The organism is Anoxybacillus mongoliensis (assembly GCF_014201515.1).
GTDB lineage: Bacteria > Bacillota > Bacilli > Bacillales > Anoxybacillaceae > Anoxybacillus > Anoxybacillus mongoliensis.
Genome location: NZ_JACHEQ010000007.1, coordinates 25,473 through 45,654, shown reverse-complemented (window position 1 = coordinate 45,654; position 20,182 = coordinate 25,473). Strand labels below are relative to the sequence as shown.

At 40.2% G+C, this 20,182-nt stretch carries 18 protein-coding genes and 1 riboswitch; of the genes, 10 read left to right on the top strand and 8 right to left on the bottom strand.

Annotated elements, in window-relative coordinates; translation table 11 throughout:
- Positions 1-9 precede the first annotated feature (9 nt).
- Positions 10-1,368, top strand: coding sequence for a 23S rRNA (uracil(1939)-C(5))-methyltransferase RlmD (gene rlmD, locus HNR43_RS07845; RefSeq protein ID WP_183242770.1), 1,359 nt, complete (start codon positions 10-12; stop codon positions 1,366-1,368).
- A gap of 84 nt (positions 1,369-1,452) precedes the next feature.
- Positions 1,453-1,857 (top strand): (deoxy)nucleoside triphosphate pyrophosphohydrolase, encoded by a 405-nt coding sequence (locus HNR43_RS07840; protein WP_183242767.1) that lies wholly within the window; start codon positions 1,453-1,455, stop codon positions 1,855-1,857.
- On the opposite strand, the gene HNR43_RS07835 is transcribed toward HNR43_RS07840, so the two are convergent.
- On the bottom strand, positions 1,834-4,971 hold the full coding sequence (locus tag HNR43_RS07835) for a DUF3427 domain-containing protein (RefSeq protein WP_183242765.1): 3,138 nt from the start codon (positions 4,969-4,971) through the stop codon (positions 1,834-1,836). The two genes, HNR43_RS07840 and HNR43_RS07835, sit on opposite strands and share 24 nt — an antisense overlap.
- Positions 4,972-5,251: 280 nt before the next feature.
- On the opposite strand from HNR43_RS07835, the gene HNR43_RS07830 reads away from it, so the two are divergent.
- Positions 5,252-6,694 (top strand): protein adenylyltransferase SelO, encoded by a 1,443-nt coding sequence (locus tag HNR43_RS07830; RefSeq protein WP_183242763.1) that lies wholly within the window; start codon positions 5,252-5,254, stop codon positions 6,692-6,694.
- Between the two features lie 27 nt (positions 6,695-6,721).
- On the opposite strand, the gene HNR43_RS07825 is transcribed toward HNR43_RS07830, so the two are convergent.
- A complete protein-coding gene (locus tag HNR43_RS07825) occupies positions 6,722-9,400 on the bottom strand; it encodes a YheC/YheD family endospore coat-associated protein (RefSeq protein ID WP_183242762.1) in 2,679 nt (892 codons plus the stop codon).
- Between the two features lie 138 nt (positions 9,401-9,538).
- Between HNR43_RS07825 and HNR43_RS07820 the strand changes: the two genes are divergently transcribed.
- The 5 genes from HNR43_RS07820 (at position 9,539) to HNR43_RS07800 (ending at position 12,723) form a co-directional block, all read left to right on the top strand.
- The gene (locus HNR43_RS07820) at positions 9,539-9,865 is read left to right on the top strand and encodes an alpha-helical endospore appendage domain-containing protein (RefSeq protein WP_055441798.1); all 327 of its coding nucleotides are present in this window, start codon (positions 9,539-9,541) and stop codon (positions 9,863-9,865) included.
- Between the two features lies 1 nt (position 9,866).
- Complete coding sequence (locus HNR43_RS07815) at positions 9,867-10,961, top strand: KamA family radical SAM protein (protein WP_183242946.1); 1,095 nt, start codon at positions 9,867-9,869, stop codon at positions 10,959-10,961.
- A 75-nt stretch (positions 10,962-11,036) separates the two neighbouring features.
- On the top strand, positions 11,037-11,654 hold the full coding sequence (locus HNR43_RS07810) for a Crp/Fnr family transcriptional regulator (RefSeq protein ID WP_183242760.1): 618 nt from the start codon (positions 11,037-11,039) through the stop codon (positions 11,652-11,654).
- Positions 11,655-11,722: 68 nt separating this feature from the next.
- A complete protein-coding gene (locus HNR43_RS07805) occupies positions 11,723-11,911 on the top strand; it encodes a YgaP family membrane protein (protein ID WP_183242758.1) in 189 nt (62 codons plus the stop codon).
- Positions 11,912-11,985: 74 nt separating this feature from the next.
- Positions 11,986-12,723 (top strand): FixH family protein, encoded by a 738-nt coding sequence (locus HNR43_RS07800; protein WP_183242756.1) that lies wholly within the window; start codon positions 11,986-11,988, stop codon positions 12,721-12,723.
- 25 nt (positions 12,724-12,748) lie between these two features.
- On the opposite strand, the gene adhP is transcribed toward HNR43_RS07800, so the two are convergent.
- Complete coding sequence (adhP, locus tag HNR43_RS07795; RefSeq protein ID WP_183242754.1) at positions 12,749-13,762, bottom strand: alcohol dehydrogenase AdhP; 1,014 nt, start codon at positions 13,760-13,762, stop codon at positions 12,749-12,751.
- 233 nt (positions 13,763-13,995) lie between these two features.
- Positions 13,996-14,084, top strand: a riboswitch (cyclic di-GMP riboswitch).
- 111 nt (positions 14,085-14,195) lie between these two features.
- Between adhP and HNR43_RS07790 the strand changes: the two genes are divergently transcribed.
- Positions 14,196-15,887: a methyl-accepting chemotaxis protein gene (locus tag HNR43_RS07790; RefSeq protein ID WP_183242752.1), complete on the top strand. Its 1,692-nt coding sequence runs from the start codon at positions 14,196-14,198 to the stop codon at positions 15,885-15,887.
- 58 nt (positions 15,888-15,945) lie between these two features.
- Here the strand turns inward: HNR43_RS07790 and HNR43_RS07785 are convergent, their stop codons facing one another.
- From HNR43_RS07785 to HNR43_RS07765, 5 genes are all read right to left on the bottom strand, one after another.
- Complete coding sequence (locus HNR43_RS07785) at positions 15,946-16,134, bottom strand: YfhD family protein (protein WP_183242750.1); 189 nt, start codon at positions 16,132-16,134, stop codon at positions 15,946-15,948.
- A gap of 68 nt (positions 16,135-16,202) precedes the next feature.
- The gene (locus HNR43_RS07780) at positions 16,203-16,331 is read right to left on the bottom strand and encodes a YfhE family protein (protein WP_072242748.1); all 129 of its coding nucleotides are present in this window, start codon (positions 16,329-16,331) and stop codon (positions 16,203-16,205) included.
- Between the two features lie 93 nt (positions 16,332-16,424).
- The gene (locus tag HNR43_RS07775) at positions 16,425-16,982 is read right to left on the bottom strand and encodes a GNAT family N-acetyltransferase (protein ID WP_032101047.1); all 558 of its coding nucleotides are present in this window, start codon (positions 16,980-16,982) and stop codon (positions 16,425-16,427) included.
- Between the two features lie 249 nt (positions 16,983-17,231).
- On the bottom strand, positions 17,232-18,359 hold the full coding sequence (locus HNR43_RS07770; protein ID WP_183242748.1) for an amidohydrolase: 1,128 nt from the start codon (positions 18,357-18,359) through the stop codon (positions 17,232-17,234).
- A 39-nt stretch (positions 18,360-18,398) separates the two neighbouring features.
- A complete protein-coding gene (locus HNR43_RS07765) occupies positions 18,399-19,307 on the bottom strand; it encodes a TIGR01777 family oxidoreductase (protein WP_183242746.1) in 909 nt (302 codons plus the stop codon).
- A gap of 68 nt (positions 19,308-19,375) precedes the next feature.
- On the opposite strand from HNR43_RS07765, the gene recX reads away from it, so the two are divergent.
- Positions 19,376-20,176 carry a recombination regulator RecX gene (gene recX, locus HNR43_RS07760; protein ID WP_183242944.1) on the top strand — a complete coding sequence of 267 codons (801 nt, stop codon included), beginning with the start codon at positions 19,376-19,378 and terminating at the stop codon, positions 20,174-20,176.
- The last annotated feature ends 6 nt before the right edge of the window (positions 20,177-20,182 follow it).

Genomic DNA, 20,182 nt, shown 5'->3' with positions numbered 1-20,182 from the left:
GAGATCGCCATGTTACAACAAGGACAACAATTTCCACTCACCATTAAACGATTAGGCATTAACGGAGAAGGTGTCGGCTATTTTAAAAAACAAGTCGTATTTGTTCCAGGAGCGCTTCCGGGAGAAGAAGTCGTCGTTCAAGCGATGAATGTGTATCCGACGTATGCCGAAGGAAAAATCGTACGCATTCGAAAACGCTCACCGCACCGCGTTAAACCACTTTGCCCTGTATATGACAAATGTGGCGGTTGCCAACTGCAACATTTGGATTACAATGCGCAATTAGAAGCAAAGCGTGATATCGTCATTCAAGCGCTAGAGCGCCATAGTCGATTCAATGTAGAAGAACTTCATATTCGTCCGACGATTGGCATGGATGACCCGTGGCACTATCGCAACAAAAGTCAATTTCAAGTGGGAGTGAAAAAAGGGCGCGTCATCGCTGGACTTTACAGCATGAACTCGCACGAACTGATTGACATTGACCGCTGTTTCATTCAACATGACGCTACAAACCGTGTCACAACGGTCGTGAAAACAATTTTACAAGATTTGCGCATTCCGATTTATCACGAGCGAAAAAAAACAGGTGTCGTGCGCACGATTGTAGCGCGTGTCGGGTTTTTTACAGGCGATGTGCAACTTGTCATTGTGACAGCGACAAAAGAATTGCCGCGTAAAGAGTTATTTGTAGCTGAAGTGAAGCGCCGCTTGCCAGAAGTGAAATCGATCGCGCAAAACATAAACGGACAAAAAACGTCGCTTATTTTTGGTGATGAAACCATTGTGCTTGCCGGTGAACCGTACATTCAAGAAGTGCTTGGCGACTTATCGTTTGAACTATCCGCCCGCGCTTTTTTCCAACTCAATCCGATTCAAACGATCAAGTTGTATGATGAAGTAAAAAAAGCAGCCGCGCTCACAAAAAACGAACGAGTCGTCGATGCGTATTGCGGCGTCGGCACAATCGGTCTATGGCTTGCTCGTGAGGCGAAAGAAGTGCGCGGCATGGACACGATCCCTGAAGCGATTGACGATGCGCGTCAAAATGCAGAACGCCATGGCTTGACGAACGTCACGTATGCGGTCGGAAAAGCAGAAGTATTGTTGCCGAAATGGGTGAAAGAAGGCTGGAAACCAGACGTTATCGTCGTCGACCCACCGCGAACAGGCTGCGACAACGCCTTGTTAAAAACAATTTTACAAGTGAAACCAAAAACGGTCGTGTACGTCTCCTGTAATCCATCGAGCCTCGCTCGCGACATCGACACACTTGCAAAACAATATCGCGTCGAATACATTCAACCGTTCGATCACTTTCCACATACGGCACATGTGGAAAGTGTGGCGAAGTTGGTGAGGAAGTAGTCGATCTGGACGAGCATAGAAAAAAGGGCAGCTTTTTTGTAGAATGAAAGTATTCACAAAAAATGAAGATAGAGGGGAATGTTAATGAAAAAAACGGTTCGTGTCGTAGGGGCAGTGATATTTGATAATAAAAATTGTGTGTTGTGTGCACTTCGGTCGGATACGATGACACTTCCTAAACTTTGGGAATTTCCGGGTGGAAAAATTGAAGAAGGGGAAAAAGAAGAAGAAACGTTAGTAAGAGAAATTTATGAGGAATTAGGATGTACGATTGAAGTACATGAAAAAATTGAAGAAGTGCATTATGAATATCCTCAAGTCATTGTCCATTTACTCACATATAGAGCGACAATTATTGAGGGAGAACCGAAGGCGAAAGAACATGCTGAATTAAGATGGGTCCCACTCGGAGATTTAAAATCTCTCGAATGGGCACCCGCTGATATTCCGACTGTAGAAGCTTTATTAGCGAATCAAGTCAATATATAAATCTTCCGGCACGGGATGATGTAGACGCCATGTGATGCTCATTGGTTTATCACCGTAGCTCGATACATAATCGACTTCACCGAGATAAGTAAAAGGCAATGTCATTCCGTGCATTTCCTCAAATTTTCGAACAAATAGATGAATATGGATTCCAAGCTCTTTATGACGAATAAAATTTTGTCCGACCGAAGAGTTATGAGACGTTTGATTTTGGCTTTGCCAATGAAAATGTTTTTGATCGAGAAAATAATCTTTGTAATGTAAATGTTCTTCTACTCTTTCTGACTTATTTAAATTAACGAACAGTAAATAATGATTTCTAACTTTACTTACTCCTTCTCGCCACGATCCTTCTTTTACTCCTGCTTCAAATAAGAAAATTAAATCGTTTCGCGTATAGTTTTGATAAAGAGTAAGCTTTTCTCCTTTAACTAAAAACTTTTCAGGACGATACGTTCTCCTAAATTCAATAAGTCCATAGTCGATACGGTCTTTGATGTAATTGAAGAACTGCGTATTCTCTGTTAGAGTAAGAATGTCGCTATTCAAGATGAACTGGTGACCATTTCGTTGTCCAAACGACCATTTTTGTTTTTTATATGTCGATGCGAGGCGGTCCATCGATTGCATAATCATCTTCTCATGTTTTTCTAACTGCACATCTACGGCAAACTTTTTGGCAAGTTGTTTTATGACATCTTCACAAGACACAACTTTTTGTAATAAAGCTAATTGCAAAATAACGAAGTCGTAAGGCCACTTAATCGGAAGTTGATTTTCTAGCCGTTCAACGCACTCACACATCAATGGGTGCTGTAAAATCATTTGGTCAAGCTCGTTTATATCATTCATTTTTTCTTTTGTTTTGACCCATGAACGATACTTATATATGAAAAACGTTAAGCTTGGCGATTGCTCGTAATATAAAAAATCTAATATTTCTGGTGAGCGCCCAAGCTCATTTTTAAATTGTTGATATAGCATTTTTAACATATCTGTCGAGTTCATTTTAATGGAGTCAATGCGATCTAAAATTTCCCTTTGCGTTACTGGGTCTAAATCGACATATGCGCCACCTGGTAGATCGGCAAATTCGTGTGTAATCGCAACACGGAGGGAATCTTTATCGAACGCCTTGTCGTTCAGTTGCCCAGATAGAGCGAGCGGAATCATAAACGATTTTTGATAATTTCCTACAAAGTCCAAAACCGTCACAAACTCTTTTCCTTCTACTTTTCTTAGTCCTCTTCCTAATTGTTGAATAAATACAGTCGATGATTCGGTAGGTCTTAAAAATAATAAAAGATTTAAACTCGGGATATCAATTCCTTCGTTAAAAATGTTAACGGTGAAAATGAGTTCAAGTGGATCGTCCGGATTTTCTAGTCTCTTTATGATCTGTTCACGATATTCCACGCTATGTTCACCAGTTAAATATGTTGTGCAATATCCGCGTTTATTAAATTGTTCGCTCATATATTTTGCATGCTCGATATTTACACAAAAAGCGAGCCCAACGATACGATCGCCGTCATAACCATACGTGCGAATCATTTCAATAATAAAATCTGTTCGTTCGTTTGTTTTTAAAGCTTTCACAAGCAATGCTTCATCAAACATGCCGTTTTTTAATGGAATCTGACTATAGTCTACCGTATGATCTGAAATACCAAAGTAGTGAAATGGTGCAAGCAACTGTGCGTCTAGCGCCTCTCTTAAACGGATTTCATATACAACGTTATGGTCACAAATTGCTAAAACGTCTCTGCCGTCCATTCTTTCCGGTGTTGCTGTTAAGCCGAGCAAAAATTTCGGCTGAAAATAACGGATCACTTTTTGATACGTAGGTGCCTCGGCGTGATGAAATTCATCGATAATGATATAGTCAAATTCGTTTTCCTTAAACTGTTGCAACGTTTCGTCTTTAGAGAGCGATTGAACGGTACTAAATAAATACGGTTTATCGAATTGTTTCACGGTTCCTGTTATTTTACCAAATAGATGGTCATTTCCTATCACATGTTTAAATGTTTCAATTGCCTTATCTAACAATTCTTCACGATGAGCGATAAATAAAAGCTTTTTTGGATCATATGCTTTTACGTCAAAAGCGGCTAAATATGTTTTCCCAGTTCCAGTAGCAGCGATAATGACTCCTTTTGTGTTACCACTTTTTCTTGTGTGTTCAAGGTTTTTTAATGCTTTTTTTTGCATATCATTTGGTGTCACACTTGATGTAACGATATATTCTCCTTTCGACTCAGCAGCTAAAGGTTTGTTTTCTTTTCTTATTGTTTGTTGTTCGTATTTTTGGATAAACGCATGATCAAGAGAAATAGCATCTGTATGATTCCATATTTTCTCGAAAATTTCTTTTGTATGCTCATAAATTGGTAAAAAGCTTGTATCTGGTAGCTTTACATTTAGTTCATGTCCGTTCATGAGGGCTGAGTGTGAAATGTTTGACGAGCCAATGATTACTGTATTTAATCCTGAACGTCGATGGAACATGTACGCTTTCGTATGAAAAGATTGTTGTTGTGTATCAATCATTTTTACTTGTACGTTCGAAAATTGCATGAGTTTTTCAAGCGCTTTTGGTTCTGTAATACCTAGATAAGTCGATGTGATGATGCGTACAGGAATACGTTCTTTTTCAAGCATAAGTAATGGACGAATCAATAATTGCAACCCTGACATACGGATAAAGCTAACCATAAAATCGACAGAGTCAGCTGTCAGCATTTCATATTTTAATGTTTTAAAAAAGTTTTTCATTGTATGTTTGTCGTTATATAGTAAATGCAATCGAGATAGGAAAAAGTCCTCTATAATTGGTATTTCTCGTTGTCCGTATGTGTATGTAATCATGGAGAGCGGCAAAGAAAAAGAATCTTCTTTGTCTGATACTAATGTAGAAATGTGCTGAGTTAGTTGCATAATTTCATCAAAACGGTTCTCTTTTGCCAAACTTTTTAGTTTGTGAGCGAGCTGTTTAGCGGAATGAATAACGAGAACCTCAATGTAGTCTTTCGGTGATAGACGTTGTATAACACTTGTATCAGGATATTGTTTTGTAAGAAGTTGCAGTTCCTCAAAAAAACTTTTGTCCATGAAATAAAACCACCTAACACATTTTTTATAAAATTTTACCATGATATGTGTAGCATTTCCATCGCTGAAATGACATGATTACAGTGGAACATTCTATATCTTCTTTTCATTCTCGTTTTGTCACATGCCTCGGTTTCCATTTTTTATTGTTGAATTGTGCAAACAAAATGAGCCCAATGACATTCACCATGACAATTCACCCACAAAGCACTATGAAAGAAAATAGGATATACTAATACATACAACCATCATTTGAACGTTTTATAAGGGAGGTAGCACGTTGAACGCAAATTGGAATTTTGACAATAGCTATGCTCGTTTGTCTGAGCGGTTTTTTACAAGGCTTCATCCGACGCCTGTTAGTGACCCAAAGCTTGTTGTGCTCAATCGTTCGCTTGCGGAGGAGCTTGGGCTGAATGCAGAGGCGTTGGCGAGTGAAGAAGGGGTGGCGGTGTTTGCTGGAAATCGTGTGCCTGAAGGAGCAGAGCCTTTGGCGCAGGCGTATGCGGGGCATCAGTTCGGGTATTTTAATATGCTTGGCGATGGGCGCGCTATTTTGCTTGGGGAGCACGTGACGCCAAACGGAGAGCGAGTCGATATTCAGCTGAAAGGTTCGGGGCGGACGCCGTATTCGCGCGGTGGGGACGGTCGGGCAGCGCTTGGGCCGATGCTTCGTGAGTATATCATTAGCGAGGCAATGCATGCGCTTCGTATTCCGACGACGCGTAGTTTAGCGGTCGTGACGACAGAGGAAGTTGTGATTCGAGAAACAGAACTTCCGGAAGCGATTTTGACGCGCGTGGCAGCGAGTCATTTGCGTGTCGGGACGTTTCAATATGCGGCTCGTTTTTTATCAAAAGAAGAATTGCAACAATTAGCCGATTATGCGATAAAGCGCCATTACCCGAACGGTGAACATGCATCCAACCGCTATCTTTTTTTACTTGAAGAAGTGATGAAAAAGCAGGCAGCGCTTGTGGCGAAATGGCAATTGGTTGGATTTGTTCATGGGGTAATGAACACCGATAATATGACGATTAGCGGCGAGACAATTGATTACGGACCGTGCGCATTTATGGACGTGTACGATCCGAAGACGGTGTTTAGTTCGATTGATACGCAAGGGCGGTATGCATACGGCAATCAGCCATATATCGCTGGATGGAACATCGCCCGCTTTGCAGAAAGTTTACTACCGCTTTTACATGACGAAGAAGAAAAAGCCATCGAACTTGCGCAAGAAGCGATCGCCCAATTTCCAACGCTGTATGAAACGTATTGGCTACAAGGGATGCGTGCAAAACTTGGGCTTTGTACGGAAGAAGCGGAAGATAAAAAGCTTATTGGGGAGTTACTTCATTTGATGTACACCTATCGCGCCGATTATACGAATACGTTTCGGGCGTTGACATTAGATGAATGGCATTTTTGCGAAAAAGAGCTTTGCGACTGGTATACACGTTGGCAAAAAAGAATCGCCCGTCAAGATATGACAAAAGAAGAAGTGTACGAACGGATGCGTCAAAATAACCCTGCGATTATTCCGCGCAACTACCGCGTGGAAGAAGCGCTTGCGGCGGCGGTCGAGTATGGGGACAATACGGTCATGGAACAGTTACTTTATGTACTTTCCGCTCCTTATGCGTACACGAAAGAGCAAGAAGAATACGCCAAGCCCCCTGCACCGTCTGATCGACCGTATCGGACGTTTTGTGGGACGTAAAAAAGCTCAAGTGGCGCTTGAGCTTTTTTAAAATCCCGCGATATGTTTCGCGTATGCGAGTGGATTGAAAAACGTTCGTTCAATTGTTTCGCGATCATAGGACTTATACATACAATCGTATCCAGGCTTTGCATTACATTCGATAAACCATAGTTTTCCTTGTTTATCGATTGCAAAGTCGATGCCGATTTCACCAAACGTTCCGTATACGCGCTCAATGCTTTTGTAGCACATAAGTAAAAATTCGTCTATTGTTCGTTTCCATGTTTCGATTTGTTCGTCGGTGTAGTGAAAGTATGTTTTGAAGAAATATTCGAAACGGTAAATTTCCGATCCGGTTTGTGAACTAGTAATCGGGGAGCGGTGGCCGCCAACGCGAACGGGATATGATGTAATATCGAGGTTTCCGTTTGGTGTTCGTTGCACGGTAGCGCGCAAGTCGATATTTCTTTCGTTCCATGTGATGACATCAATTGCTTGTTGGACGATAATTTTTTTATGTTGAAAAAAGGCAGCAAGTGCTTCATGAAGTGTATCCCAATTTTCGACACTTGTTTCATATAACTGGCGGTCTTTCACATAGCTATATGTGAAATGTTGTTTATCATGTTTCACAATGCGAACGACACCTCGTCCGTTGCTGCCGTGACAGTCTTTTAAATAAAGGGTGTCGCATAATTCAAACATATGTTGAACGGTTTTTATATCTTTATAAATCATCGCTTTTGGTACATACGGTTGCATGTCTATTATTTTTTGCAGCTTTTTATGTGTGTCCCACTTGTCAAAATAATGTTGTGGGTTGATTTTTTTTATACCTTTGACCGCTTGCAGTTGTTGGCGAATGTAGTCTGATTGCACTATTTGTTTTTGTAAAACGCCACCGCCGCGATCGTATAATACGTCAGGGAGCGGGAATGCCCGCTGTTTCCATGTCTTTTCTTGTTCATGGAAAAATGTTCCGTAAATTTTTTGATGAATGAAGTTGACATCGTAAACGGAGAAAAAGTAGAGAATCGTTTTCGCTTTTTTATTGGCGTGTACGTATTCCACTTGGCGAAATTTCGGTTGTTGTCGTTTTAGTTTTCGAATTTGTCCGTTGCTAATAAACATCGCTACGACAGGTCCGAGATGAATTGTATTGCCTTTGATTTCTATATTCGTTTCCATATCGAGTAGCCCGTCAAACTGTTCAAATACATATGCAGGGAGTTCAACGATATCGGTAAAATCGTTTATTTCACATTTTCCTATAAAAGAAAATGCGCCGACTTTTACATGCGTATGCTCGGAATTCATTAACTTTTCGTGCATATGTTTTGGTATTGTGATATGGCGATGGCTTCCTTGTTTTAAAGTAACAGTCCATTGTTGTTTTTGTGGCATAGCGATATATGTTGCATAGTCGATCGTTGTCGTAAAAGAGCAGGGAGGATACTCTGCGTACAAAGGAAGACCTGGACCGGGGTACTTTTCGGGCTTCGAATTCGCCTCAATAAGCCACATATGTCCTGTCTCATCAATTCCTACATCTAAACCAATTTCAGCAAAATGTCCGAACTTTTTTTCAATCGCTTCGCAAACATGTTCAGCAAACATATGCAATTGTGCAACGGACGGAACGGTATGATACGTTTCACAAAGTGATGGGTAAATCGTTTTGAAATCATATTCGTGATTGTCGATCAAGGTTGTAATAGATGCATGTTGTTCTGCTAGGTTAATAAGGTCGTAAATCGGTTCCCATCGCCCTTCTCCATTTTTTAACATAAGTATACGAATATCGAATGATCGTTGTTGAAATGTCATAAGCGAAACGCCTTGCTGCACAACAAAAGGTTTATGTTTCGTAAATGATTGTACATCGTCTTTTAACTGTTCGATGTCCATTTGTTCAATCATTAGCTCATCGTTTTTAACAAACATCACTTCGAACATATGTTTTTTTCTCTTAATTGACATGACTTCTCTCGCGCGGCTGCCATAAAATGATTTAACGAATACGTAGTTGTGTTGATCGATCATTGTTAATACGTCTGTAAATGTTTTATATTTGATCGTCTCTGGTAAGTGGTGGCGAACGGTCGGGATGTCGCGTAAACGTTCATACACTTCCCATTTTCCCAAATAATCAAGCTCATTAATAAACTTGATGTTAGGATTGCTGCGCATTACTGTGCGGATATGTTGAACGAGAGGTTTTTGTTCTGGCTGAAATGACGCACCGCGATCGTACATGATATGAGGGAAAGGAAATGATCGTCGTTCGAATTGACCGTTCACGTATACATAGCCGTCAATGATCTGTTTATTCCAATTGATATCAAAGATGCTGAAAAAATAACTTAAACAATGCGAGTGTTCGCTTGCGATTGCGTGATTGTGGATAAACGGTTCGACATAGTCAGTAGAAAAATCAGCAATGTAGTCGGTGTTTAAAAACACTCCGATCACTGGGCCAACGTGCAACGTATCATTTGTTTTCCATATGTGAAGTTTGTATTCTATCGAACAATGAGGAAAAAGCGCATGATGAATAATAAATGCATCGTCATCGGTTGGATGAATATATGCTCGCTCGCTCGTTTGTCCAAATGCGATGTGATACATCGTTGTTGGCTGTAAATTGAGTTGCTCATATATTCGTTTTGATAAATAACAAACATTTGTAGGCACGTACGATTGTTTTTTTAACTTTACAATCATCTTTTTCACTCCTATTTCGTTGTTTTCTTTACAACATATGTTTGTTGCCATTTTATTGTTTAGGCAAGTCATTTGTTGAAACAAAAAGAGATATGAGTCATACGATGAAAGTAAGTGCGAGAAAAGGAGGGGAAAGCGATGGGCTTTCCAAATGTCCCACATATTAAACCGGAAATTCATGTTGATCGAGATGATGCGTTTGATTTATTACTTATGTCAATCGCTTTAGAAGAGCTAAGTTTAGCCCACATTTTAAATGCAGAAGGAGAGAAAATTCAATTTGCTCTGGAGGCATTACAACGGCGAAAAATGAAGGAACATGTCATCGATGATTTATTAAAAGTGAACCGTAGTGTGAATAGTGTATTACGAAATGTGATTAAAGAAGAAATGTTGTTGCAGTTTAAGCAAGAAAATGTGTTAGACGTCATGGGATATGAAGAGGAGGATGACGATGAAGGATGATATGTATAAACCAAAGTATATAACAAACATCGACCGTCTTTCTCAACTTTCGGAAGGTGAAAAGGAGGCACTAAAAAAAGTTGCTCAAACGTACGTGTTTCGGATAAATGACTATTATTTAAGTTTAATTGACTGGTCCGATCCGCATGATCCGATTCGTCGTATTGTTATACCGATGGCAGAAGAATTAGATGAATATGGAACATGGGATGCTTCAGATGAGAAAAGTAACTATGTTGTACCGGGTTGTCAACATAAATACGCAACAACAGCGTTATTGCTCGTTTCCGAAGTATGTGGAGCGTATTGTCGTTACTGTTTTCGGAAACGGTTATTTCGCGATGATGTGAAGGAGGCGTTACTCGATGTTCGTGAAGGTATAGATTATATTGAAAAAACGCCGCAAATTAACAACGTACTTCTTACCGGAGGGGACCCACTTGCGCTTTCTACGAGAAAACTTACCACTATTATTGAATCTCTCCGAAACATCGAACACATCCAAATTATTCGTATCGGCACGAAGATGCCTCTATTTCATCCGATGCGAATTTATGAAGATGAAGAACTGCTACGTACGATCCGAAAATTTTCAACTATTAACAAACGCATATATGTGATGGCGCATGTCGACCATCCACGGGAATTAACAAAAGAGGCGAAAAAGGCATTTGAAGCATTGCATGATGCTGGAGCGATCATTGTGAATCAAACCCCTGTTTTAAAAGGAATTAACGATGATCCTGATGTGTTGGCGCATCTTTTAGATGAACTGTCATGGATGGGGGTCACACCGTATTACTTTTTTGTTAATCGTCCTGTGGCAGGAAATAAATCGTTTGTGCTTCCATTACATGAGGTGTATCGCATTGTTGAAGAAGCAAAGGCAAAAACATCAGGACTAGGAAAACGAGTAAAACTGGTCATGAGCCATGCTTCAGGAAAAATTGAAATATTGGCGATTGAGAATAAAAAGGCATATTTAAAATACCATCAAAGTCGATATGGACATCATGGAAAGTTTTTTGTTCTTGATTGTCCAGATGATGCCACATGGTTTGATGATTTGCCAGGAAGCGATCAGTATGTTAAGTAAAAAAACCGTCCCTTTTCTTATGGAAAGGGCGGTTGATACGTTGTAATATTATTAAGAAAGGAGAGGGGAGAAATATTGTTTCCATTTTTGTACGATAACTTATACATAAACGTAAAGCTCCCGAAAGGAACCGTTGTTTTTCGGGAGGGGGATATGTGTGAACATGTAGCATTCATCGTTTCTGGCGTCATCCGAGTAGCAAAAATTGGAGAAAACGGAAAAGAAGTCAATTTATATCGTGTTTGTCGAGGGGAGTCGTGCGTGTTGACCATTTCAAGCGTATTGTCGCATTCGCCTTTTCCAGCGACTGCAATTGTGGAAGAAGATGCGGAAGCGATAATTGTTCCAAAGGATACGTTTACGACGATGATGGCAACAAACACACAGCTACAAACGTTTGTTTATGATATGATGATGAATCGGTTTATGGCGATGATGCAAATGATTGAGCATATTGTATTTGAAAAAATGGATAAGCGTCTCATTGAATTTTTGCTTGACAGATGCAAGATAAATAAAACAAATATGATCGAGATGACGCATGAACATATTGCGATCGAGCTTGGAACAGCGCGTGAAGTTGTCAGCCGCATTTTAAAACAGCTCGAGCGAGAAGGATACGTTCAACTCGCGCGTGGGAAAATAAAAATTGTGGACAAAGAGAGACTATGTGACAAATTTGCGACAATGTGATTTTATCACGGAGCGATTCGCTTTTTTCCTCTATGATAAAGATAGAAAGGTGAGGGGAGGAAAAGAAAATGAAAGCCAATGTTGGTTCAGTTGATCGCATGATTCGTTTCATATTAGGTGTTGCGTTATTAGGATTATTTTTCCTCGAAGGAAATATCAAATATGTTGGCATTTTAGGAGTTGTTCTGATTGCTACGGCATTTATAAGATTTTGCCCGCTTTATGTACCATTTCGAATCAACACAACGAAAAAATAGCCTAGGCAAATGCTTGGGCTATTTTTTTCTGTTTGTTATAATGAATTGTGCATGAAGTGGAATGGAGGGAAAAAATGAAGAAATTAGCATGGATAGTTATTTCGCTTATGTTCATTTTTAGTGGCTGTACGTCACCACAAGATGCACCAAAAAACGAAAAAGAACCGCCTAAGCAAATCGAGGTCGTATTTCAAACAAACCCTAAAGTGATTTATGTTAATGAGCCGACGACGCTTCAAGTTGTCGTTACAGATGGAGAAAAACCGATTGAACATGCGAGTGATGTCCAATTTGAAATTAGACGAAAAGGGGAAGAACATGACGAGATGATCACTGCGCGACACAAAGGAAACGGTTTATATGTTGCTGAGAAAACGTTTGCGGCTGATGGAGTGTATGTTGTTACATATCATGTGACGGCGAATAATTCGCATCGTATGGAAAAAAATGAAGTTCGTGTAGAGCAAAAGCAAGGAGCAACAACCCAAGCACGAAAGCAATCCAATCATTCGCATACACACGAACATCGTGTGTATATGACATTTTCGCCAAAAGAAGCAAAACAAAATGAACGTACGACGTTTCAGGTGCAAATGGTATACGATGAAAAACCGTTAACGGAAGGGCAAGTAACGATGGAATATTGGAAGGGAGAAGATAAGAAACATACATATGTTACAATGAATGAACAAGGAAATGGAACGTATGTTGCTGAAGTTTCATTCGCATCTTCAGGAATTTATCAGTTTCGCGTGCATGTCATTAAGGAAGACCTTCATGACCATCAAGTATTTTCTGTTGAAATCAAATAAGAAGGCGCTCATAGACGCCTTCTTTTTAATCTACTTTTAACACGACGCGGCCGTTAATTTGCCCTTTTAACATACGATCGAATACGTCGTTAATGTTTTCAAGTGGTTGCACTTCGACAATTGTTTTTACTTTTCCTTCTGCCGCAAATTGAAGTGCCTCTTGTAAATCTTTGCGCGTACCAACGATGGAACCAATAATTCTTACTCCATTTAACACAGTATCAAAAATTGGAATAGGCATTTCTTCAGGTGGCAATCCGACAAGTACGCAAGCGCCACCACGACGAATAGCTTTGTAGGCCGATTCAAACGCTGCTTTTGATACAGCTGTCACGACAGCCGCATGCACACCGCCAATTTTCTCTTTCATCCATTGCGCTGCATCTTCAAGTTTTGGATTAACGAAAAGATCAGCACCAAGCTGTTTAGCTAATTCAAGTTTTTCATCGCCTAAATCGACAGCGACGACGTTTAATCCCATTGCTTTTGCATATTGAACAGCGACGTGTCCAAGCCCGCCGATACCGTAAATCGCTACCCATTCACCTGGTTTTGCGCCTGTTACTTTGAGCGCTTTATATGTTGTTACACCAGCGCAAAAGATTGGAGCGGCTTCTTCAAACGATAAGTTATCAGGAATTTTTACGACATAATCGGCTGCAGCACGGCAATATTCAGCATAACCACCATCAACGGAATAGCCAGCGTTTTGTTGACGTTCGCATAATGTTTCTTGTCCGCTTAAGCAATAGTCACAATGACCGCACGCCGAATAAAGCCAAGGGATACCTACGCGATCTCCAACTTTTAAATGTGTTACCCCAGGACCTACTTCTTCAATTACACCGACACCTTCATGTCCAGGAATGAGGGGCAGTTTAGGTTTCACAGGCCAGTCGCCATGCGCGGCATGCAAGTCTGTATGACATACTCCACACGCTTTGATGCGTACTAACACTTCGCCATATGAAATCGTTGGTTTTTCCACTTCTTTAATTTGTAGCGGTTCTTTAAATTGCTCTACAACTGCAGCTTTCATGACGAGTCCTCCTTAAAACAAAAAGGGATTTTTTGGTCTATGCAAATTTAATGTAACATGTGCTATTTTTGTGAAAAATAGCACAAAATGATTGTTCAAAAAAATGTAAAAAAATTTTGGATAAAAAGGTAAATTTTTATCTCGTATATTGACGATAGGAAAAATTGCTTTTTTGGTCACAAATACCTGCTTCTTTTTTCATAGTTGTTGTGATAAAATGAAAATGTAAAAAATTGAATAATCGGCAAACTACTCGAAAGGGTAGGGCGCAAAGCTATAGGGGCTACGTCTATGTGTATAGATATGCCAGCCAGTTGCCCTTCTTGTGAAGTATAAGAAGGTTCCATTCTCTAGGATACGTGTCGAACTATAGCTGCCTCTATTTACTTTGTTTGGGCAGCTTTTTTATTTTACTAAGACAGGGGGAAGCATCATGAGTTTAACGGTAAGAAAAAAATTAATTGCGACGTTTCTTTCAGTGTTATTGTTATTTTTTGTCGTAAGTATGCTTACATATAATAGGTTAGAGCAAATTGATGAGCAGTATTCCAATGCGATGAAAGAAGGGTTTGAACGAATAAATATTGTTACAAATATGCAAAATGCGGTGTTGCGCGAACAAATTGCTGTAAGGGGATATTTAATTAACGGAAAACCTGAAAGTTTAAATGCATTTGAACAAGCAGCGAGCGAATTTGTGGATAATCAAGAAAAAATGACATCATTACAGTTAGAGAGCAAAGCAAAGGAAGCGGTTGATCGGTTAGTAAAAGCAGAGCAAGACTATCGTGATATTGCGAAACAGGCAGTGGAGTTCAAAAAGCAAGGTCAAATGGCTGAAATTTCACGCCTCATGAAAGAGCGAGGAAATGCCATTACGTTAGAAGTAACTGAAGCAGGTGAGCAAGCTCGGACCGTTCAACAAAAATATTTACAACAAATGAGCGAAACATTATCTAAACAAGCTAAAGACATGAAATATATGACGCTTATAACAATGGGCATAGCCTTTTTTGTCAGTATTGCCATTGCGTTATATATTAGCGAAAAAATCGCAAGACCAGTGAAACAAATTTCCGATCATGCTGAAAAAATTGCACACGGTGATTTGTCGGTTGATGATATTCATGTGACAAATCAGGATGAAATTGGTGATTTGGCGAAGTCGTTTAATCGAATGGCTCACAATTTAAAACAGCTTATTCAACAAGTAAGCGCAGCGACAGAGCATGTGTCTGCTTCGGCACAAGAACTCATGGCAAGCGCTGAGCAGGCAAGTGCAGCGACAGAAGAGGTAACGACAGCGATTCAAGAAGTAGCTCAAGGAGCAGAAATCCAAGGAAAACATGCAGAAGAAAGCGTGCATGCGATTGGTGAGATGGCGGCAGGCATTGAACGAATGGCTCAAACGGCTACTGTTGTAGCGAACTCTGCGACAGAGACGACGAAACAAGCGGCTGTTGGACAACAATATTTACGAAAAGTCGTTATGCAAATGAATACGATTAACGAATCAACGAATGCAACGAATACCGTCATTAAAGAACTAAACGAAAAATCTACACAAATCGGCAAAATTGTTGACGTCATTGTCGGTATTGCTGAACAAACAAACTTATTGGCGCTTAATGCAGCCATTGAAGCGGCACGTGCTGGAGAGCATGGGAAAGGATTTGCCGTTGTAGCGGATGAGGTGCGTAAATTGGCGGAACAGTCGCGTGAGTCTGCAAATCAAATTGCGCAATTAATTGAAATGATTCAACAAAATACAGGGCATGTCGTCAACATTGTTGAAAAAGGAACAGAAGAAGTGAAACAAGGGACAAAATTGGTAGAAGAAACAGGAACATTTTTTGAGCAAATTTCGCTTTCAATTGAACAGGTAAACGAACAAATTCAAGAACTATCAGCGGTTTCAGAACAAATGTCGGCTGGTGTTCATCAAGTTCATGCTTCTATAGATGAAGTATCATCAATTGCGAAACGATTCGTTGAACGGACAGCTGAAATTTCCGCATCTTCTGAAGAACAGCTAGCATCAAGTGAAGAAGTAACATCCGCAGCTACATCGTTAGCTGAAATGGCAGAAAAACTACGCGATGCGGTTGCAACGTTTAAAGTTTGAAATACGTATTCATGAGAGAAAGGTGTCCTTAGAACTTTCGGGACACCTTCTCTTTATTTTATGATTTTCTTCTTTTGCTTTGGCGAATACCGGCTGCTTCAGCACGCGCTTGTGCCTCTAAGTCTTCATGATCGGCAAATTCGGCAGAAAACTCGACATCGTGACCGTCTGATTTCATCGTTTTTGGTACTTGTGGCATTTTTGATTTGTTTTTATCGCGCGCTTTTTGACCACGTGAACGTCCCATATGTGTCGCCTCCTTTCTTTCGCTACTAGCATGTGATGAATAGCGAAAAAAATGAATGGACAATGTTGTTAATGGCGAGCATGTTTGTCAGTAAATCCACCTGCTTGATCTGCTCGTTTAAAGTCGCGAGCGTATGTCACTTCTTGTGCGCTAGATAGCGTACTTTTCGTTTTCTCACGTTTCTTTTTGTCAGTCATATGTATCCCTCGCTTTTGTAAAATGTCACGTTAACATTATGAACAGAAAAATAAAAAATTATCCAAATAAAAAACCTGTTCGCACAGAACAGGTTATGCTTCCTTTAATTGTTGTTCATCATCGACTTTTTGTTGGCGCATCGCATATAGTGTATAGTTGTCCTTAGAAATTTCATATAAGTTATATATGTCTTCACCTTGATTAATGGCTTCCCATAATGGTTTTCTCGTTTCGTTAGCAAGGGTGACGTAAGGAAGTTTTTCAGCAGCTTTTGTGGAGCGGACGTTGACTTTGCGAATGCGCATGAAGATTGTGTTGATGGAACGTTCGTAAAACAGTTCGTTGAAGAAGGCATCTTTAGCAAGTTGATTGTAGCCTTTTCCGTGATACGGTTTTCCAAGCCATGTACCTAAAAAACCTGCGCCATCTTCAATGTCAAATAAGTTAATCGTTCCAATCGGATTGCCCCACTCGTCTAAAATGGTGCGCGAGATCAGTTCACCGCGTTCTTCAGCTTCAATCGTTTGTTTTGTGATAAACAAAAACTCTTCGTACGAATATGCTTTATGGCGCACGAAAGGGAAGACGTCTGGGTGCACCATAAGCTCGTATAACGCTTGACAATCTTGCAGTTCACGTTTTTTTAACATCGGATCTCCCTCCATTCATTTGCGAGGGCAGTCGACCATAGGGAACGAGCCACCCTCGAAATTTTTTAATTTATGCAAATCAAAAAATTTCGGGGTGGGAATCGAACCCACTAGAACCAGCGCATTGCTGGTGGCGCACCATTTGCCTTCCCTTATTGTCGCATCGATATATAATTTTGAACGTATATATTTCGTATATAGCCTTTTATATCTTACTTGAAACAGTGTAAAAAATAAATAGTTTTTTCATTAATTTTTTTTGTATATTATTTCCCCGTTTATCATGGTAAATATAGGGGTTGCAAGATAGTGAAATGGATGGTAGTTCCAAACAACAATATCAGCATCTTTTCCAATCTCTAAGCTGCCGACACGGTCATCAACTCCTAAATTGCGTGCTGGTAAAATCGTAATGCCTTCGAGCGCCTTTTGTTCATCGAGACCTTCGCGTACAGCAATGGCAGCGCAAATATGCAAATATTGAATTGGCGTGTACGGATGGTCTGTTGTAATGGAGACGTGAACGCCAGCATCAGATAAAATCTTATATGTTTTCCAGTTTTTGTTTTTAAGCTCTACTTTCGATCGACGTGTCAGTGTTGGTCCGACAGAAACTTGTAAGTCTCGTCCTTGTAGTTCTTCTGCAATGAGGTGTCCTTCTGTACAATGTTCGATACGTAAATCAAGTCCAAACTCATCAGCTAAACGAATAGCTGATAAAATGTCATCAGCACGGTGGGCATGGACACGAATCGGAATTTCACGATTTAATGCTTGAATGATTGGAATGGTGCGAAAATCGTGCGGACAATCGCTGTATTTTGCGTTGTAAAACGTTTCACGAAGCATTCCCATAATGCCCATGCGCGTAAGTGACTCTTTATTCCCTTGGCTATGCATGCGTTTTGGATTTTCACCGAGTGCAATTTTTAACCCAGCTGGTTGTTTGATGATCATGTTTGCGACATTTTTTCCGTGTGTTTTAATGACTGCTGTCGTTCCGCCGATGACGTTCGCACTTCCAGGCATAATGTGAACTGTTGTGATGCCGTGTTCGATCGCATCACGAAAACCAGGATCGAGAGGGTATACGCTATCAATGGCACGTACATGCGGAGTCATCGTTTCAATTGTTTCGTTTGCATCGTTACCCGCCCATCCTGTTCCTTCGTCGTATAAACCGAGATGGGTATGGACGTCGATAAACCCAGGAAAGACGTATTTTCCTGAGACATCGATCACTTCTGTTTGCTCATCTGCAAGAAGATTGTAGCCGATTTCTACAATTTTTCCGTTTTCAATACGTACATCTGCTCCTTTCATTGGAGAAGATGTAATTGGATATACCGTACCATATTTGAGCAATATGTTTTTCATGTTAAACTCCTTTATTTCTTTTTTCGAATAGTGTATTCGTCACGATTGTAGTATGTTCGCCAATGCTTGATCAACAGTTGGAAATGAAAAATGATATCCTCTTTGAAGTAATTTTTCTGGGATGACACGCTGTCCTTCTAACACAAGCATGCTCATCTCTCCTAACAATAGTTTGAGAGCGAAGGATGGAACAGGGAGCCAATGTGGGCGATGTAGAACTTTAGCGACTGTTTTTCCGAACTGTTCCATCGTCACAGGGGATGGAGCGGTGACGTTGACCGGGCCAGAGATCGTTTCATGACGAATAGCAAAATCAATTGCCCCAATGACGTCGTCTATATGTACCCATGACATCCATTGTTTCCCGCTTCCAATCGTTCCACCAATAAACCATTTGTAAGGAAAAATGATGCGTGGAAGAGCTCCACCACCTTTCCCTAAAATAATGCCAAAACGCATAAATACAGTGCGCACGCCAAGTGATTCCATGCGTCGCCCAGCTTCTTCCCATCGTTTTACTGTTTGTGCTAAAAAGTCTGTTCCCATTGTGTCATGACGTTCTGTAAATGTTTCGTTAAGCGATGTACCGTAAATACCGATTGCGCTTGCTTGAATGACAACGCTCGGTTTTTTGTTCATTTTGGCGATCAGATCATAAATCGCATTTGTTGCTTGTAATCTACTTTCCATAATTGCGTTCTTTCTTGTTTCATTCCAACGTCCGCTATTAATCGATTCACCAGCTAAATTTACGACCACATCAATAGAAGGCAGTTGTTCATGTGGTTTAGCGTCCTCCGCTAGCCATTGTACATAATGAATATACGGATCGTTCTCCCGTTTTTGTGCATTTCGCGTTAATATATACGTATGATACCCGTTTTGTGAAAAATATGTCGTCAACGCCTTGCCGACGAATCCAGTACCCCCAGCAATCAAAATATTCATTATTTTCCCTCCTTTCCTTTATTATGCGTTGTTTAAAGGAAAAAAGAAAGAAAAGGTGTGTTCTAATGATGTGGGTTGAAAAAATTGAAGTAGATCGAAAAAATGCCGAACGTTTTTACGTTCATTTTGTCGAAGAAGATGGCAGTAAACAAGTGGTTTCTGTCGATCAAGATATACTAATTGAATATCGAATAAAAAAGGGAATGGCAGTAACCGCGGAGCAATGGGCAGAGATGATGAAAAAAGATGACGAAAAACAAGCGTATAAGTTGGCACTTCGTTTTTTAGCTTATCGCATGCGCTCGAAAAGAGAAGTGGCTGATTATTTAGCAAAAAAAGACATAGATGCCCGAACGATTGAACGAGTGATTGTAAAACTACAACATGAGCGATATATAGACGATGAGCAATTTGCACATGCATACGTACAAACACAAATGAATACAACGATGAAAGGACCTTATGTGATTTGTAGAGAGCTAATGGATAAAGGAATAAGTGACGATGTGATCGCAAAGGCGATGGAACGTTATACAGAAGATATGCAACGAGACAAAGCGATCAAATGGATTGAAAAAATAAATAAGCAATCAAAAAAACGGTCGTATCAAGAACAAAAAATATATATTGCTCAACTGTTGCATATGAAAGGCTTTTCTCCGCATATTGTTGAAGTGGCAAAACAACATGTAACTGAAAACGATGAAGCGGAATGGGAAGCGCTCATGTATCACGGGGAAAAGGCACATCGTCGCTACGCAAAATATGATTGTTATACGTACGAACAAAAAATGAAACAAGCATTGTACCGAAAAGGTTTTTCACTTTCGTTAATTGAAAAATTTTTAGAAAAGAAAAAGGAGGGCTAATTCCTC

What these genes read in the sequence shown, in the direction of transcription:
- HNR43_RS07770 (WP_183242748.1), bottom strand. Translation starts at nt 18,359, where the DNA reads ATGAAAAACATATTGCTCAAATATGGTACGGTATATCCAATTACATCT.
- HNR43_RS07825 (WP_183242762.1), bottom strand. Translation starts at nt 9,400, where the DNA reads ATGATTGTAAAGTTAAAAAAACAATCGTACGTGCCTACAAATGTTTGT.
- HNR43_RS07775 (WP_032101047.1), bottom strand. Translation starts at nt 16,982, where the DNA reads ATGTTAAAAAAACGTGAACTGCAAGATTGTCAAGCGTTATACGAGCTT.
- rlmD (WP_183242770.1), top strand. Translation starts at nt 10, where the DNA reads ATGTTACAACAAGGACAACAATTTCCACTCACCATTAAACGATTAGGC.
- HNR43_RS07805 (WP_183242758.1), top strand. Translation starts at nt 11,723, where the DNA reads ATGAAAGCCAATGTTGGTTCAGTTGATCGCATGATTCGTTTCATATTA.
- HNR43_RS07835 (WP_183242765.1), bottom strand. Translation starts at nt 4,971, where the DNA reads ATGGACAAAAGTTTTTTTGAGGAACTGCAACTTCTTACAAAACAATAT.
- HNR43_RS07765 (WP_183242746.1), bottom strand. Translation starts at nt 19,307, where the DNA reads ATGAATATTTTGATTGCTGGGGGTACTGGATTCGTCGGCAAGGCGTTG.
- HNR43_RS07800 (WP_183242756.1), top strand. Translation starts at nt 11,986, where the DNA reads ATGAAGAAATTAGCATGGATAGTTATTTCGCTTATGTTCATTTTTAGT.
- HNR43_RS07815 (WP_183242946.1), top strand. Translation starts at nt 9,867, where the DNA reads ATGTATAAACCAAAGTATATAACAAACATCGACCGTCTTTCTCAACTT.
- HNR43_RS07790 (WP_183242752.1), top strand. Translation starts at nt 14,196, where the DNA reads ATGAGTTTAACGGTAAGAAAAAAATTAATTGCGACGTTTCTTTCAGTG.
- HNR43_RS07820 (WP_055441798.1), top strand. Translation starts at nt 9,539, where the DNA reads ATGGGCTTTCCAAATGTCCCACATATTAAACCGGAAATTCATGTTGAT.
- recX (WP_183242944.1), top strand. Translation starts at nt 19,376, where the DNA reads ATGTGGGTTGAAAAAATTGAAGTAGATCGAAAAAATGCCGAACGTTTT.
- adhP (WP_183242754.1), bottom strand. Translation starts at nt 13,762, where the DNA reads ATGAAAGCTGCAGTTGTAGAGCAATTTAAAGAACCGCTACAAATTAAA.
- HNR43_RS07780 (WP_072242748.1), bottom strand. Translation starts at nt 16,331, where the DNA reads ATGACTGACAAAAAGAAACGTGAGAAAACGAAAAGTACGCTATCTAGC.
- HNR43_RS07785 (WP_183242750.1), bottom strand. Translation starts at nt 16,134, where the DNA reads ATGGGACGTTCACGTGGTCAAAAAGCGCGCGATAAAAACAAATCAAAA.
- HNR43_RS07840 (WP_183242767.1), top strand. Translation starts at nt 1,453, where the DNA reads ATGAAAAAAACGGTTCGTGTCGTAGGGGCAGTGATATTTGATAATAAA.